16 protein-coding genes and 1 tRNA gene are annotated in these 13,825 nt (G+C 63.9%); 5 read left to right on the forward strand and 12 right to left on the reverse strand.

Features of this window, described 5'->3' with window-relative positions:
• Nucleotides 1–18: 18 nt before the first annotated feature.
• On the reverse strand, nt 19–885 hold the full coding sequence (locus tag NLY42_RS11335) for an SDR family oxidoreductase (RefSeq protein ID WP_023671674.1): 867 nt from the start codon (nt 883–885) through the stop codon (nt 19–21).
• Nucleotides 886–945: 60 nt separating this feature from the next.
• Here NLY42_RS11335 and NLY42_RS11340 point away from each other — a divergent pair, with 60 nt between their 5' ends.
• On the forward strand, nt 946–1,797 hold the full coding sequence (locus NLY42_RS11340) for a YihY/virulence factor BrkB family protein (RefSeq protein WP_023671675.1): 852 nt from the start codon (nt 946–948) through the stop codon (nt 1,795–1,797).
• Here NLY42_RS11340 and NLY42_RS11345 read toward each other — a convergent pair.
• Nucleotides 1,794–2,669, reverse strand: a complete 876-nt coding sequence (locus NLY42_RS11345) for a DMT family transporter (protein WP_023671676.1) — start codon at nt 2,667–2,669, stop codon at nt 1,794–1,796. The two genes, NLY42_RS11340 and NLY42_RS11345, sit on opposite strands and share 4 nt — an antisense overlap.
• 219 nt (nt 2,670–2,888) lie before the next feature.
• Here NLY42_RS11345 and NLY42_RS11350 point away from each other — a divergent pair, with 219 nt between their 5' ends.
• A complete protein-coding gene (locus NLY42_RS11350) occupies nt 2,889–3,176 on the forward strand; it encodes a hypothetical protein (protein ID WP_023671677.1) in 288 nt (95 codons plus the stop codon).
• Here NLY42_RS11350 and gluQRS read toward each other — a convergent pair whose 3' ends face one another.
• Nucleotides 3,177–4,052, reverse strand: a complete 876-nt coding sequence (gluQRS, locus tag NLY42_RS11355) for a tRNA glutamyl-Q(34) synthetase GluQRS (RefSeq protein ID WP_023671678.1) — start codon at nt 4,050–4,052, stop codon at nt 3,177–3,179. It abuts the gene before it with no gap.
• A 74-nt stretch (nt 4,053–4,126) separates the two neighbouring features.
• Here gluQRS and NLY42_RS11360 point away from each other — a divergent pair, with 74 nt between their 5' ends.
• Both NLY42_RS11360 and NLY42_RS11365 read left to right on the forward strand, forming a co-directional pair.
• Entirely contained in the window at nt 4,127–4,768 is a 642-nt protein-coding gene (locus NLY42_RS11360; RefSeq protein WP_023737461.1) for a DNA-3-methyladenine glycosylase family protein, read from the forward strand.
• A 128-nt stretch (nt 4,769–4,896) separates the two neighbouring features.
• Complete coding sequence (locus NLY42_RS11365; protein ID WP_008874122.1) at nt 4,897–5,454, forward strand: HNH endonuclease; 558 nt, start codon at nt 4,897–4,899, stop codon at nt 5,452–5,454.
• 404 nt (nt 5,455–5,858) lie between these two features.
• On the opposite strand, the gene NLY42_RS11370 is transcribed toward NLY42_RS11365, so the two are convergent.
• Together NLY42_RS11370 and NLY42_RS11375 are read right to left on the reverse strand one after the other, a co-directional pair.
• Nucleotides 5,859–6,377: a disulfide bond formation protein B gene (locus NLY42_RS11370; RefSeq protein ID WP_023737462.1), complete on the reverse strand. Its 519-nt coding sequence runs from the start codon at nt 6,375–6,377 to the stop codon at nt 5,859–5,861.
• Between the two features lie 62 nt (nt 6,378–6,439).
• A complete protein-coding gene (locus NLY42_RS11375; RefSeq protein WP_023673756.1) occupies nt 6,440–7,024 on the reverse strand; it encodes a YqaA family protein in 585 nt (194 codons plus the stop codon).
• 205 nt (nt 7,025–7,229) lie between these two features.
• On the opposite strand from NLY42_RS11375, the gene NLY42_RS11380 reads away from it, so the two are divergent.
• Nucleotides 7,230–7,314: transfer RNA gene (locus NLY42_RS11380), tRNA-Leu, on the forward strand.
• 188 nt (nt 7,315–7,502) lie between these two features.
• Here the strand turns inward: NLY42_RS11380 and NLY42_RS11385 are convergent.
• From NLY42_RS11385 to NLY42_RS11415, 7 genes are all read right to left on the reverse strand, one after another.
• On the reverse strand, nt 7,503–8,078 hold the full coding sequence (locus tag NLY42_RS11385) for a cation efflux transmembrane domain-containing protein (protein WP_023673757.1): 576 nt from the start codon (nt 8,076–8,078) through the stop codon (nt 7,503–7,505).
• Nucleotides 8,079–8,217: 139 nt separating this feature from the next.
• On the reverse strand, nt 8,218–9,369 hold the full coding sequence (locus NLY42_RS11390; RefSeq protein WP_023754192.1) for a YncE family protein: 1,152 nt from the start codon (nt 9,367–9,369) through the stop codon (nt 8,218–8,220).
• A 75-nt stretch (nt 9,370–9,444) separates the two neighbouring features.
• Entirely contained in the window at nt 9,445–10,725 is a 1,281-nt protein-coding gene (locus NLY42_RS11395) for a GNAT family N-acetyltransferase (protein WP_023754193.1), read from the reverse strand.
• Nucleotides 10,725–12,128, reverse strand: a complete 1,404-nt coding sequence (locus NLY42_RS11400; RefSeq protein ID WP_023754194.1) for a lipopolysaccharide biosynthesis protein — start codon at nt 12,126–12,128, stop codon at nt 10,725–10,727. Before NLY42_RS11400 ends, NLY42_RS11395 begins: the two co-directional genes overlap by 1 nt.
• Before the next feature lie 264 nt (nt 12,129–12,392).
• Nucleotides 12,393–12,896 carry a hypothetical protein gene (locus tag NLY42_RS11405; protein ID WP_023686685.1) on the reverse strand — a complete coding sequence of 168 codons (504 nt, stop codon included), beginning with the start codon at nt 12,894–12,896 and terminating at the stop codon, nt 12,393–12,395.
• Nucleotides 12,897–13,048: 152 nt separating this feature from the next.
• The gene (locus NLY42_RS11410; RefSeq protein WP_081731383.1) at nt 13,049–13,354 is read right to left on the reverse strand and encodes a hypothetical protein; all 306 of its coding nucleotides are present in this window, start codon (nt 13,352–13,354) and stop codon (nt 13,049–13,051) included.
• Nucleotides 13,332–13,604: a DUF4242 domain-containing protein gene (locus tag NLY42_RS11415; protein WP_023673765.1), complete on the reverse strand. Its 273-nt coding sequence runs from the start codon at nt 13,602–13,604 to the stop codon at nt 13,332–13,334. The genes NLY42_RS11410 and NLY42_RS11415 overlap by 23 nt, the downstream gene beginning before the upstream one ends.
• Nucleotides 13,605–13,825: the final 221 nt, after the last annotated feature.

Raw genomic sequence — 13,825 nt, forward strand, 5'->3', positions numbered from 1 at the left:
TTCCCAGTTCTGTTGCGGTCAGGCGCGTCTGGCCAGAACGCGGTAGAGCATCGATGCCGGCAGGATGCGCTTGAGCATCACGCCGATCCTGGCCGGCACTGTTACCACATAGTGCGGGCGCGGGCGCCGCGACAGAAGTGCATGGCGCAAGGCCGCATAGACCACCTCCGGCCCCTTTTTCAGCCGTGATGAGCTGCCGCCGGCCCGAAGCCGCGCCAGCTGCGTGGCATAGGCGAGGTGGTGGACGGAATTCTCGTGGTCGATGTTTTTCAGGAACCAGAACAGCCCGTTGCTGGCGATTTTCGAGGTCACCGGCCCCGGTTCGATCAGCGAGACATGGATGCCGCTGCCCCTGAGTTCCTGCTGCATGCACAGCATCAGGCCTTCGAGCGCGTGCTTGGAGGCTGAGTAGGCGCCGCGAAAAGGCACCGGCGCTAGCCCAAGGATCGAGGAACAATGAACGAGGCGGCCATGTCCCTGGCGACGCATTACCGGTACGATGCGTCGGGTGAGGTCGTGCCAGCCGAAGAAATTGGCCTCGAACTGCTCGCGCAATGCCGCAACCGGCAGGTCTTCCACGGCGCCGGGCTGTGCATGGGCGCCGTTGTTGAACAGGGCGTCGAGGCGTCCGCCTGTCCGCTCCAGCACCGAGCCCACAAGGGCTTCGATAGAGTCCGGCTCACGGTAATCGAGGTAAAACGCCTCGATGCCGTCTGCTTCGAGTGAGGCTATGTCTTCAGGCTTGCGCGCCGTTGCAAGCACCCGCCAGCCATCCGCCTTCAGCGCACGGGCGCAGTGGGCGCCTATCCCGGACGAGGCGCCGGTGACGATGATGGTGCGCAACTCTTTGGCAGGCGGCGTCGTGGTTTGAGCAAGGGTTGCCATTTGCCACAATCCCTTCCCATATTCGCGGCGTCGAGACAATCGAAGGGAACGCGGCTCTTGATGCGGAATATCGTCGTGCTGCGCCGCGTGCTCTATGACGCGCTTGGCCATTTCAACACCGATGACGGCTGGGCCATGGCCAGCCATCTGGCGATCACTTCGCTGATGGCGCTGTTCCCGTTCCTGATCTTCGCCACCACGCTGGCGAGCTTCCTCGGCGCGCAGGCGTTCGCCGATACTGCCGTGCACCTGGTCTTCGACACCTGGCCCGAACAGATCGCGAAGCCTATCGCGCGCGAAGTGCTCAACGTGCTGACCGTGCGGCGCACCGATCTTTTGACCTACGGCGTGCTGCTGGCGGCCTATTTCGCCTCCAACGGCATCGAGGCGCTGCGCACCTCGCTCAACCGCGCCTACCGCGTCGCCGAAACGCGCGGCATCATCTACCGCCGGGTGCAGAGCATTTTCTTCGTGCTGATCGCGACGGCCGGTTTCCTGGCGATCAGCGTGCTCCTGGTCTTTGCGCCCTTGCTGGCGCGGCTGGCGGAAGCTCATTTCGAGTGGATCAAACCCTATACGGGCACGATCACGCTGTGGCGTTACGTCATCGCCTCAACCGTCATCATTGGTGGCTTGTTTGCCGTCCACTATTGGTTGCCGGCGGGCAAGCGCCGCTTTGTCTCGCTGGTGCCTGGCATCATTTTCACTCTGGCTGCGTGGCTTGTCGGCTCGACGATGTTCGCGACCTACCTCGACCATTTCTCGTCCTATGTGACGACCTATGCCGGCCTCGCCTCGATCATGATCGCCGTGGTTTTCCTCTATATGCTGTCGGCGATCTTCATCCTCGGCGGCGAACTCAATGCAGCGATCAGCCGCTTTCTCGAAGCGCGCGCGCGTGTCGGCAGCTAGGTTTTGGCTGGCCGAGCCGTGGCCAGCCCGACGCCGAGCGTCGCGATTGCCATGCCGACGATCTGCACGAGGCTGAGCCGTTCGCCGAACAGCGCCCAGGCGATGACAGCGGTGACGGCCGGCACCAGGTAGAACAGCGACGCGACCTTCGACATCTCGCCGTCGCGGATCATCACCATCAGCAAGAAGATGGCGCCGATCGACAGCACCAGGACCAGCCAGGCCATGGCGAAGATCAGTTCGCCGTTGATGATCACCGTGTGGGTCTCAAGGGCCAGCGAAGCCAGGATCATCAGCGAGCCGCCGCCGATATATTGCCACATCGTCGCCGCCACCAGGTCGCCACCCGAGGCATAGCGCTTCTGCCAGATGGTCCCGGCGCTCATGCCCAGCACCGAGACCAGCGACGCCGCCAGCGTTTCGGGCGTAACGCCGCCGCCGAGCGCGCCGAGCTTTGGCCACAGCACGATGATCACCCCCACAAGGCCGACGGCAAGGCCGGCCCAGTGGCGCGGCAGGATGGCCTCGCCGAGGAACCGGCCGGCAAGCACGGCCGTGATCAGTGGCTGCAGGCCGACGATCAGCGCCGAAAGCCCGGCGGGCATGCCCCTGTGGATCGCCCAGAACACCGCGCCGAGATAGATGCCATGCATGAGGATGCCGGAGACCGTGGCGTGAAGCGCTTCTGCCCTTGTGGCTCGCTTCGAGCCAAGCACGAGCATCAGGCCGGCGAGCAGCAAGGCGGCGATGACAAAGCGGGCCGCCAGAAAGGTGAAGGGCTCGGCCCAGGGCATGGCGTAGCGCGCGCCGATGAAACCTGTCGCCCACAGGACGACAAACGAGGCGGGGATGAACCGCTTGAGACTGTGCATTTTCGGGGAAGCCGTTTCCGGTGGAGAGGTCCGATTCGGTGAAGAGACAAATACGGCAATTGCTCTAATGCGGTTCAATCCGGCAAGCAAAGCGAAACAATTGGTACATAAGCTCATCCTGATGTAGGAGGTGGCCGAATTCAAAGGGCGGCGTCAGGGCAATCGACTTCTGTCGATGGATCCGGCGACATGGCGTTTTGGCTTCGACAGGGAGCGCGCATGCTGTTGCATCTCGACACAAGCTGGCTTTTGATGACGGTGGCCAGCGTGGCCGTGTTCGGCTTCTTCTTCGGTTCAGCGCTCGACGCCATCATGCAGGAGGACGGTTTTGGGTCGACCGGCAACACATTGCTGTTCACGCTCGGCTTTTTCGCCGCGGTCATGGCCGCGAACGAACATGGCATCGTCCTGAGAGATCTGAAGCTCGCGGTTGCCTGGGGACTGGGCGGCGCCTTCGCGTTTATAGGCGCGTTGGCGCTGCTCAAGGCGGGGCTGGCCCGGCTTTAGTCAGAGCCCGACCAGCCGCCTGACATCGTCCGGCGACATGCCTGCCGGCCTCAGCGCGGCAAGGCCGGTATCAGCAAAACTCTTCGACAGTTTGCGCCCATCCGGTCCGAGTATGAGACGGTGGTGGAAATACTGCGGCTGGCCGAGGCCGAGCAGTTCCTGCAGCAGGCGCTGGATGCCGGTCGCGGAATAAAGGTCGCGGCCACGCACGACATGGCTGACGCCTTGCAGAGCGTCGTCGACGACGACGGCCAGGTGATAGCTGGTCGGGATGTCGCGGCGCGCCAGAATGACGTCGCCCCAGTCCTGCGGACGCGCCTCGACTCGCTGCGTCGCCGAAAGCGTCTCGTTGGTGAATTCGCGCCAGGACAAATCCGTGCCGACGCGCGCCAGCGCTGCATCGATGTCGAGGCGCCAGGCGAAGGGCGCATTTTCGGCGATGCGGCGGTTGCGTTCGCTGACCGGCAGCGCCTTGTCGGCGGCGGGATAAAGCGGCACGCCGTCCGGGTCGCGCGGCCAGCCGCGGCCGCGCTTTTCGCTGTCGGCGATGAAGGCCCTGATCTCGCCACGGCTCATGAAGGCAGGGTAGACGAGTTCTTCGCGGACCAGCCGGTCGAGCACGGCCTGATAGTCGGAGAAATGCTCGGCCTGGCGCCGCACCGGCTGTTCCCATTCGAGACCTAACCATTCGAGGTCGCGAAAGATGCCGGCCTCGAATTCAGGCGTGCAGCGGATCGTGTCGATGTCCTCGATGCGCAGCAGCAGGCGGCCGCCGGCCGCACGCGCCAGTTGCTGGTTGAGCAGTGCCGAATAGGCATGGCCGAGATGCAGTTCGCCATTCGGGCTCGGCGCGAAGCGGAATGTCAGGAGCGTCATCTCACAAGCGGCAATCGGGTTGTGCAGCGGTTTTGCCAATTGCTACCGTGCGGTCGGTTCAGGAACAAGAAAACATGCAACGCATCGCGACACTGGACGATATTGCGCGCGGGTTGGATGCGCTTTGCGCAATCGATCCGCGCCTGGAAAAGGTTTGCGGCATGGCTGGCGAGGTGCCGCTGCGGCTGTCGGAACCCGGTTTTCGAAGCCTGGCCTCCATTATCGTTTCGCAACAAGTATCCCGTGCGAGCGCCGATGCGATTTTCGGCCGGCTGATGAAACTGGTCGATCCGCTAACGCCGCAGGCGATCCTTGCCGCCGGCGAGGACATGTTTCGCGAGGCCGGGCTGTCGCGGCCGAAGCAGCGCGGTCTGATCGCGGTTGCGCAGGCCGTGGTTGAGGGGCTCGACCTGCATCACCTCTGTTTGCTCGACGCCGAAGAGGCGATCGCGGCTATGATCGCGGTGCCGGGCATCGGCCCGTGGACGGCGGAAGTCTATCTCCTGTTTGCCGCCGGCCACCCCGATATTTTCCCCGCGCGCGACGTCGCGCTGCAGAGCGCGGTCGGCCACGCGCTCGGTATCGAGCCGCGTCCGCCGGAGAAAACGCTGATCGCCCTGGCCGAATCATGGAGCCCGTGGCGAGGTGTCGCATCGCGGCTTTTCTGGTCCTATTATCGCGAAACCAGGGGCCGGGACGCGGCACCTCCGGCCTGAAACCGCAAAAAAGCATGAAAACCCTGCATTTTTGCCGCGTTTGGCTGATGACAATCCGCTTCACATCCCTGTCATGTCGGGCTTACAGTATCCACGCCGATCGGTTTTAAAACGAGGAGGTCAACAAGGTGACGGTTGCCGTATCTCCGGATGGGCTTCCTGCGCTGGTGCTGAATGCGGATTACCGTCCGCTCAGCTATTACCCCTTGTCGCTCTGGTCCTGGCAGGATGCCATCAAGGCGGTGTTCCTCGACCGGGTCAACATCGTCGCCGAATACGAGCATGCGGTGTCTTCGCCGACCTTTTCGATGAAGCTGCCCAGCGTCGTCAGCCTGAAGGCCTATGTGAAGCCGTCGAGGCACCCGGCATTCACCCGCTTCAACGTGTTCCTGCGCGACCGCTTCCAGTGCCAGTATTGCGGCACGCCCGAGGATCTGACCTTTGACCACGTCATCCCGCGCCATCGCGGCGGGGCGACGACGTGGGAGAATGTCGTGGCCGCCTGTTCACCCTGCAATCTGAGGAAGGGCGGCATGATGCCGGCGCACGCCAAGATGTGGCCGTTGCAGAAGCCCTACCAGCCGACCGTGCACGACCTGCACAACAATGGCCGGCTGTTCCCGCCCAACCATCTGCATGAAAGCTGGATGGATTATCTCTACTGGGATGTGGAACTCGAACCGTAGGGATCGTTCGAGAATTCGCAAGGCTGGCCGCCTGAAGCGATTTTGCGCTTCCGATGCTCACACGCCTGCCAGACCATATCGGAACAGCTCGGCTGCGCTCACTTATCGGCGGCATCGCCTTTAAGGACCGGCTTCCCCCACTCCGTCGCTGCTTCGCAGCGCCACCTCTCCCCCCTCCGGAGGGAGAGGAAGGGAGCCCCGCTGGAGGAGCGCTGGCTGTAGAGTAGCGCCGGCTGTAATAGGCTCGCGCCTTTCCTCTACCCCGTCGATCGGGGGAGAGGTGGTTCGGCGAAGCCGAGACGGAGTGGGGGTCGACCTGGCTCGGACGTCGAAAGCCGCGCCACGCGAACCAGTCTGCAGAATTTTTGCTCGAACTCTGCGTCGTGGCGCTCGATCGAATTAGCTCAATCGCGCGCCATTGCCCCGCGAAAGGCGACGGCGGCGAGGATGAAGCTGGCGATGGCGTTCCACCCGGCCAGCGACAGGCCGAGGATACGAAGGGCTGCCTTATCGCAGGATGGCGGCACGAATTTGTCGAGCGCGTCGAGCACGCCCTTGCCGCCGGTGTCGACCGGGCCGGCGCCGGCCGTGCAATCGGCCGGGCCCTGCCACCAGGCCCATTCGACGCCCGAATGATAGACGCCGAGATAGAGGCCATAGAGCATCAGCAGGCCGCCGACGGCAAGCAGGCCGCGCGTCAGCCATGCGGGCGCGCTAAGCATCGAGGCAATCACCGCCAGCAGCATCAGCGGGGCGCCGATATAATAGGGCGTGCGCTGCTCCAGGCACAGATGGCAGGGGATGTAGCCGCCTATGTGCTGGAAGGCGAGCGCGGAGCCGACCGTGGCGGCCATGGCGACGGCGAGAAACAAAGCGGTGCGCGTCCGCTGGCGTCCGGTATCGGCTGTCATCGTGGCTGTCATGTTTCGTCCGTTGAATTCGCCGTCCGCCGGCATAGTCCTGACCCACCGCCCGCCTTGGACGGTCAGAAGGCGTATTTGACGACGATATAGAGCAAAATCAGGGCAGCGGCGCCGGCGCCGACGATCAATCCCAAACGCTTCTCGATGAATTCCTTGATCTCTTCGCCATAGCGGCGCAGCAGCCAGGCAAGAAGCAGGAAACGAGCGCCACGCGCCAGGATGGCGGAGACGATGAAGACGAAAAGATTGACGTGGAGGGCGCCTGCCAGAATGGTGACCACCTTGATCGGCGGCAGGTGGGCGGCACCCGATGTGACGAGCAGCACCAGCATCAGCCCGGTGCCGGCCGACTGCCACCTCTCGAACGCGTCAAGGCCGCCAAAGTGCTCCAGCATCGGCCGTGCTATCGTGTCGTAGGCATAGTAACCGATCAGCCAGCCGGCAATGCCGCCCAGCACCGACGCGACAGTGGCGGTCAGCGCGTAGCGATAGGCGCGTTCGGGCCGCGCCAAAGCCATGGGCAGGTACAAGACGTCGGCAGGTATGAAAAACACCGAGCTTTCGACGAAAGCGATGAAGGCCAGCCACCATTCGGCGGATTTGCGGGCCGCCAGCGACAAGGTCCAGTCGTAAAGTCCGCGAAGCATCGGCTCTCCTGGATGCAGGTTGCCACACGCAACGCGCTTTGATGCGCGTCTGTCTAGAAAGATTTTCCGCGCCGCACAATGGCAGGAGCGTCACGAAACAGAAAGGCGGGCTTTTGCCGCAAGCAGGGCACGGCGGCGCATTTGGCCAGTTGACGAACAGGCCTCCAACCGTATAGTCCGCGCCCATCCAGGCCTTTGGGCCTGAGCCCCTATGGCGGAATTGGTAGACGCGCTCGACTCAAAATCGAGTTCCGCAAGGAGTGCTGGTTCGATTCCGGCTAGGGGCACCATTTTTGATCTCACGCCAGTTCGCTTCGCTCATGGGCTCCGATGGGGCGGCCTGACCGGCCGACGGGCGGTCGCCCTTGCGAAACCTCCGGGTTCGAACAGTGCCTCGAACACAGAGCCAACCGCGGCTGCTGAGGATGACAGCGATAGCGCCAATCAGCGGCGGCCGGTAGCCCCGCTCTACGTGCTCTCAGGCCGCCGCACGGTGTTCTTCACGGGCAGCTTCCCACACTTCGCGGGCCGCGTCGGCGTTCATGACCGCGATCCCCAATCCCACCGCCAAATCGGGCCACGCGGAATGCCAGAGCAAGGCCGTGACCAACCCTGCGGCAATAATGGCGATGTTGGCCAAGGCGTCGTTGCGGGCCGACAGGAAGGCCGCCTTTGTGAGGCTGCCGCCACGATGCCGGTGCGCGGCCAGCATGTAGGCACAGGACAGGTTGACGGCGAGAGCGCCAAGTCCCGCCAAGGTCAAGGCGATGGGCTGCGGCGGCACCGGCACGTTGAACTTCTCCCAAGCCGTCCAGAGCGTTGCCAGACCCGGCATGAGAAGGATGAGCGCCAATGCCATCCCCACCCGCGCACGGGAGCGCACAGACCACCCAAGTGCGAGCAGGATAAGGAGGTTCACGGAAGCATCTTCAAGAAAGTCGATGCTGTCGGCGAACAGGGACACTGATCCAATGGCGAGCGCCACAGCGAACTCGATCCCGAAATAGGCAAGATTGAGAAGCGCGACGATGAGGACGATGCGGCGAAGGTTCATCTTGTGGCAGTATCCGAAACCAGTGTGTGGAGCTACAGCTTCGCGGTTTCCAAGGAAAGCCCCTGCTCGTTCCGGGTCCCGGCCGATGGGCGGTTGCCCTTGGGACCTTTTGCGTTCGAGCCGCGCCTCGAACACGGACTTAGCGCATATTCCCCGTATGCCCTTGCGAATACCGCCCCGGCTGTGGCCACACCGTCAGGCCGTGCGGCTCTGAGCCAACCCGAAACTTGGTCACCGCGCCTGATGTCGTGTCGATCATGTAGGCGGCACTGTCGAAGCGGCCGGACAGCCATAGTTGTTTGCCGTCGGCGCTGACGTTGCCCATGTCGGGGCTGCCGCCGCCGGGGATCGGCCATTGCGTGACGACCGCGCGGGTAGCGAAGTCGATCACCGTCACGCTGCCCGGTCCCTTTGCCTGGCCCTGCTCCATCTTGTGCGAGCCCCGGTTCGAGACATAGAGCCGCTTGCCGTCGCGGCTGACGACGAAGCCATGGGCGCCGATGCCGGTCGGGATGAAGCCGATCTCCTTGAAACTGTCGCCATCGACGAGGAACACGCCGTCATTCATCATGTCGGCGACGTAAAAAACCTTGCCGTCGGGCGAGAGGCGGATGTCCTGCGGCATGCCCATTTTCGAGAAGTCGAGATGGCCAAGCACCTTCTGGTTCTTCAGGTCGATCTTGGCCAACCCGCCATTGCCGTATTCGCAGGTGAAGATCGCGTAGGCGCCGTCGACGGAGAAATCGGCGTGGTTGATGCCGGGACAAGTGGGCGTCGGCAGGGCCGACTTCAGCGCCATGGTGTGAGGATCGCGGAAATCGAGCCGCTCCAGGGCTTCGTCGACGACGATGGCCGCGCCCGGCATGAAATACAAATTGTAGGGATCGTCCACGGCGATCTGCGGGCCGGGCTTGCCGGTCATCGGGTCGATCGGCGTCAGGCTGCCGTTCTTGCCGGTGCCATTGTTGGCGACCCACAGCGTCTTCAGGTCCCAGGACGGCACGACGTGCTGCGGTTTGCTGCCGACCGGGAACCTGTCGACTTCCTTGAGTGTCATGGTGTCGATCACCGTGACGCTGTTGGAGGAGCGGTTCGGCACATAGACGCGCGGCAGTGCACCCAGCGTGGCCGGGCTGAGATGGCCGGCGGCGGTGTGGCTGTAGATGTTGATGGACGGCGCGGGCTCGCTGCAATCCTCGGGACAGCTATCGGCCCGGGCGCGGACAGGCAGCAGCGCAAGCAGCGAAAAGGCCGCACGGGGACCGGCGTGACGCAAAAAGGTTCTGATCATCAGGATGGCTTGTCGTGAAGGCCGGCCGAAATTGCCGCGCGACCCATAGCTGGTGTCTTGCCGTTGATCCAGTGGCTATCGCCGTCCCAGCAAACTCTTCACGCGGTTGCGCAGCAGGCGGGCCATGTTGCGGGTTTCGCGGTAGAGATGCAGCTGCGAGGCGGCCTGGCGGGCGAGACGGTCGGCATCCGGCGTCAGCCCGATGACCAGCGAGCCCATCGGCTTGCGCTCGCTCCAGAGCCGGCTCATCACCGGGTGGTCGGGCACGGCGCAGGAATCGGTCATCATGATGTTGGGGTCGTCGAGATGCTGCCTGGTCACCTCGATCATCAGCAGCGTGCCCGGCGAATAGGTCGCCAGCGTCTCGTCATAGGCGGTCTTCCAGGTGTAGGCGACGCCGGCTTCGACGAAGACCACCAGGCAGGCGATGGTGCGGCCGTCCAGCATCAGCGAATGGATGCGGCACATGTCGTGCTCGGCCAGCCGGTGCACGGCCTCGCGGGCAAAGGCGGCGCGGTAGCGGTCGATGGCCATGGCGGTGCGCTCGCGGCCCTTCCAGCCGGCCGCCTCCAGCGTCAGGAAACTTTCGATGGCGTGGCGGATTTCGTCCGGTCCCCGCGCCACGACATGTTCCAGCCTGCCGAGATCCCCCAGGCGCCGCTTCAAGCGGCGGAATTCGCGGTAGTGGTGCGCGCGCAGCGATGCCTTCAGATATGCCTCGCCGTCGAGCGTGCTTTCGAGCACCGGCCGGTCCGCCTTGCCGGTGGTGACCATTGTCAGGCCGCGCGTCTCGGCAACGGTGGCCAGCACGCTGGCCAATGGGCCGTCGAGGCGCATGTCGGGCAGCACGAAGACCTTCGGCAGCTTGAGATGCGGCCGCGACAGCATGCCGAAGAAATCCTCGACGACGCCGATGGGGTCGTCATGGTCGACCAGCGGCGTGCCGATCGGGCCGAACGGGCTCGACCAGGTGCGCATCACCGGAACGCCGAGCGGCACGGCCGGCCGTTCGACCGAGAACGGCACCAGCAGGCGCAGCCGGTTGCGGTATTCGTCGCCGTCGCGGATCACCGCCAGCTTGACCTCGCGATCTTCCAGCCGGGGCATGGCCGGCGCCAGAAAGCGCGGGTTGAAGAAGACGTTGGGCTCGATCGTGCGGGTGCACAGATAGTCGAGTTCCTCGACCAGTTCGAAGCCGGCCGAAGCCGGATAGATCGCCAGCTTGCGCAGCGGCCGGTTGTTGGCGAGGATCTCGAGATGCGCCGGATCGGCGTCGCGCGCCAGGCCGGCAAGGCCGGACACCATTGCGCCGGCCGGGCCGCCGCTGGTTTCCTCGATCAGCGGGATGGCGGCCATCAGGCGGCTCCCCCGGCAGCGGGCACGAAGATCAGCATGACGATGCCGAGCTTGCGCCAGACGGTGAAGGACAGGGCGCTGGCCTCGAAGACCATGGCGAGGCTGGTGGCGATCGCCGCCCCCCACAGGCCAAAGAGCGGGATCAGCACCACGTTGAGGCCGATGTTGAAGGCCAGCGTCATGGCATAGACGGCGGCGCAGATGTTCTGGTTGCCGCTCATCGTCAGAAGGCTTTCGCAAGGGCCGACGGCGGCGCGCGCCACGACGCCGAACACCAGCAGGAACAGCAGCGGATAGCCGGCGGTGAATTCGGGGCCGAACAGCACCAGCATCGGTTCGCCGAGCGCCAGCACCAGCAGCGCCATCAGCAGCGACGGCCAGAAGGTCCACGACACGGTCTCGCGGGCGAAGGCGGCGAGCTTTTCCGGCTCGCCGTGGGTGAACTGCGCAAAGCGCTGGGCAACGCCGGCCTTGACGGAGAAATAGACGAAATGCACCAGCGCCAGCGTCTTGACGGTGGCGAAATAGACGGCGACGTCATTGGGCTGGAGATAGACGCCGACCATCAGCACGTCGGCGTTGGTGAGCAGGAAGAAGAAGCTCTCGACCAGAAAGATCGGCAGCGAGACGATGAACCACTCGGCGAAATGCACCTTCATCGGCCCGGCCGGGATATTCCTGCCCATGCGTGTGGTCACGCCGATGAGCTGGCCTAGCGTGGTGGCGTAGGTGGCGGCGATCGAAGCGAAGATGGCTGTCCTGGCGTCGGGCGCATAGCCTAGCGCCAGCATCAGCGCCATCAGCGTCAGGATCAGCACCGGCCGCACCAGATAGGTCGGCGACAAGGCAAACAGCGCCCAGGAATTGGCCCGTGACTGGCCTTGCAGCAGGTCGCCCATGGCGATCATCGGCAGGCAGAACAGGCCGAGGATGAAGGGCATCACATAGTAGCTCTCGATCCAGTCCGCGCACAGCCAGACGCCCAGTGCGCCAAGTCCGGCGATCGCGGTCGAGGCAATCAGCACGAACAGGCGGCTGGCGACCACGATGCCGCGAAGTTCGGCGAGCATGTTGCGTTCGCGGTATTCGGGGATGAAGCGGATGACCGAAGTGTGGAAGCCGAGGCAGGCGAGGTTGCCGACGATGACCATCGTCACCCAGACGAGGACGAAGATGCCGTATTCGAACGAGCCCATCCAGCGCGCCATCAGCACCTGGCTGATGAAGGCGATGACGGCGCTGACGATGCGGATGGCAAAGGCGATCAGCGACATGCGACCGGCTTCGCCGCGTTCGTCGGCGGTGAACAGCACCGCATCGATGCGGCCAAGCAACGGCCTCATGCGCAGCGCCAAGCGCTGCGGCAAGAACCGCCCGGCCGTCGTCGCCGCGGAAAAGCGCACCCCGATGTCTCTCCGTTTTCCGCCTGTTTCCAAGCTTTCGATGTATCCGAAACACCTTAAGAAAGGGTGGGCAGGTGCGGGTGCGCCGAGGGGCCAAGGACGGCCGCGTGTGCAAGGTGCGTCATCGTATGCCGGGGCATAATAAAAGGCGAGCGAACGCCGGGGAAGACTGGGGAGCCGGTCGGCGTTTCGCTCGCCCCTCCCCCGCCAAGGGGGATGGCCAGGCACCGGATGTCCGGTGCCCGAGGTGTCACATGTGAGGCGTTACATCCCCTTCATGGCGTCGCACGACACGTTCGGGTTCATGTCGGCAAAGGCGCCCGTCGGGTTCTGTTTCCATGCCCAGACGTGCAGTTCGTAGAACGGGCCGAGGCCGTAGCGATTGGGGGCGCTGTTGAAGTTGAACAGCTGGCCTTCGAGCGAGGCCGGGCCCTTCGAGGTGATGTATTCGACCGCTATCAGCTTCAGGCTGCCGTCGGCCGTCGGCTCGTACATCACCGCTTCGGGCTTGGCGACATCGACGGCATCGTCCTTGAGATAGGCGCCGTTGACATAGTGGATGCCCATGGCGCCGCCGGTGATGCCGCTGGCGCAAGGGATGGGGGCATAGCCTTCGGCGGTGGCGGCTGCCACATTTTCGAAGCGGCTGTTGGCTGCGCGCACCTTTTCGGCCAACGGGTTGGCGTCGTGCGCCTGGGCGGCCGCACCCGCCGCGATCGAGATGGCGGCGAAAGCCGCGAAGCGTGTCGTCCAAAGCATTTTGGTCATGGTCTTCCGTTCGTTTGTTGACGCTTGAGGCGACGGCGGCCGATGCCGAAACGCCTGCGGCGTTGGTTTAGGATTTGGTTTGTCCGTCCCGGTTCATGCGATGCGGCTTCCGTTGCCGGGCTTTGGCCGCAGCCCTTAAAAACCGTGAAAAATCAACGATCCCAAAAGTAATATTGCCAATATTCCTGCGGGACGTCCCGCTCCGATAGCCCGATGTCGCGCCTCAGATAGTCGCCTTCCGGGGGCAAGCGCCGCCTTTCAGACAAATACGCAGGCAGCTTCGACGCGAACCGCCATAGACGGCCGAGCACGGAGGTTGGCCGGCCGGTCTTTCCCAGGACAGGCCCGATTCCACCGAGCGGCAGGCCATCAGGCAGTTCGCCATGGCCGCGAAGGACAGTTTGATGCTCATCACCGTGGCGACCGAACGCAGGATCAGAGGTAAAAGTAAGGGTCAAGAACCCGCACCTCCGTGATCTTGTCGACCGGCAGCGAGTTTTTCTGAGCGGTGCTGCGGATCGCTTCGGGCGTCGGCGCGTCGTAGATGCAGAAGCTGTGCTTCTTGTCGGGCGTGACGAAGGACTGGATCCAGGTGACGCCCTTTTCGGCATTGCGCATGACGACGCCGCCCACCGCGCTGGCGCCGATGTCGGTCATCGGTATGTTGAGGCCGTCCGGAAATGTGCGTTCAATCAGGTAGCGAGGCATGGAAGGTTTCCTTTTCCATTGGTTCACGCTCGATCGGAGCGCGGCTGGACGTTGACCACGCCCGCCCGGCCCGCGCATCGGAACGATTCCCCATATTGGACGGGACGATTCCCTATATTGGCGTCGTTCTTTGTGGAAAGAGGCACGGCAATGTGTGCAAAGTCACATTGCGTCGCTTTCTTCACGGGCTAATCGTGAGCGGCCCGCCATGGTGGGAAAAC

Origin of the sequence: Mesorhizobium sp. C372A (assembly GCF_030323245.1) — a bacterium.
Lineage (GTDB): Bacteria > Pseudomonadota > Alphaproteobacteria > Rhizobiales > Rhizobiaceae > Mesorhizobium.

Bases quoted from the DNA above. Each gene is read 5' to 3' on its own strand.
- NLY42_RS11335 (WP_023671674.1), bottom strand. From the start codon at position 885: ATGGCAACCCTTGCTCAAACCACGACGCCGCCTGCCAAAGAGTTGCGC.
- NLY42_RS11340 (WP_023671675.1), top strand. From the start codon at position 946: ATGCGGAATATCGTCGTGCTGCGCCGCGTGCTCTATGACGCGCTTGGC.
- NLY42_RS11345 (WP_023671676.1), bottom strand. From the start codon at position 2,669: ATGCACAGTCTCAAGCGGTTCATCCCCGCCTCGTTTGTCGTCCTGTGG.
- NLY42_RS11350 (WP_023671677.1), top strand. From the start codon at position 2,889: ATGCTGTTGCATCTCGACACAAGCTGGCTTTTGATGACGGTGGCCAGC.
- gluQRS (WP_023671678.1), bottom strand. From the start codon at position 4,052: ATGACGCTCCTGACATTCCGCTTCGCGCCGAGCCCGAATGGCGAACTG.
- NLY42_RS11360 (WP_023737461.1), top strand. From the start codon at position 4,127: ATGCAACGCATCGCGACACTGGACGATATTGCGCGCGGGTTGGATGCG.
- NLY42_RS11370 (WP_023737462.1), bottom strand. From the start codon at position 6,377: ATGACAGCCACGATGACAGCCGATACCGGACGCCAGCGGACGCGCACC.
- NLY42_RS11375 (WP_023673756.1), bottom strand. From the start codon at position 7,024: ATGCTTCGCGGACTTTACGACTGGACCTTGTCGCTGGCGGCCCGCAAA.
- NLY42_RS11385 (WP_023673757.1), bottom strand. From the start codon at position 8,078: ATGAACCTTCGCCGCATCGTCCTCATCGTCGCGCTTCTCAATCTTGCC.
- NLY42_RS11390 (WP_023754192.1), bottom strand. From the start codon at position 9,369: ATGATCAGAACCTTTTTGCGTCACGCCGGTCCCCGTGCGGCCTTTTCG.
- NLY42_RS11395 (WP_023754193.1), bottom strand. From the start codon at position 10,725: ATGGCCGCCATCCCGCTGATCGAGGAAACCAGCGGCGGCCCGGCCGGC.
- NLY42_RS11405 (WP_023686685.1), bottom strand. From the start codon at position 12,896: ATGACCAAAATGCTTTGGACGACACGCTTCGCGGCTTTCGCCGCCATC.
- NLY42_RS11415 (WP_023673765.1), bottom strand. From the start codon at position 13,604: ATGCCTCGCTACCTGATTGAACGCACATTTCCGGACGGCCTCAACATA.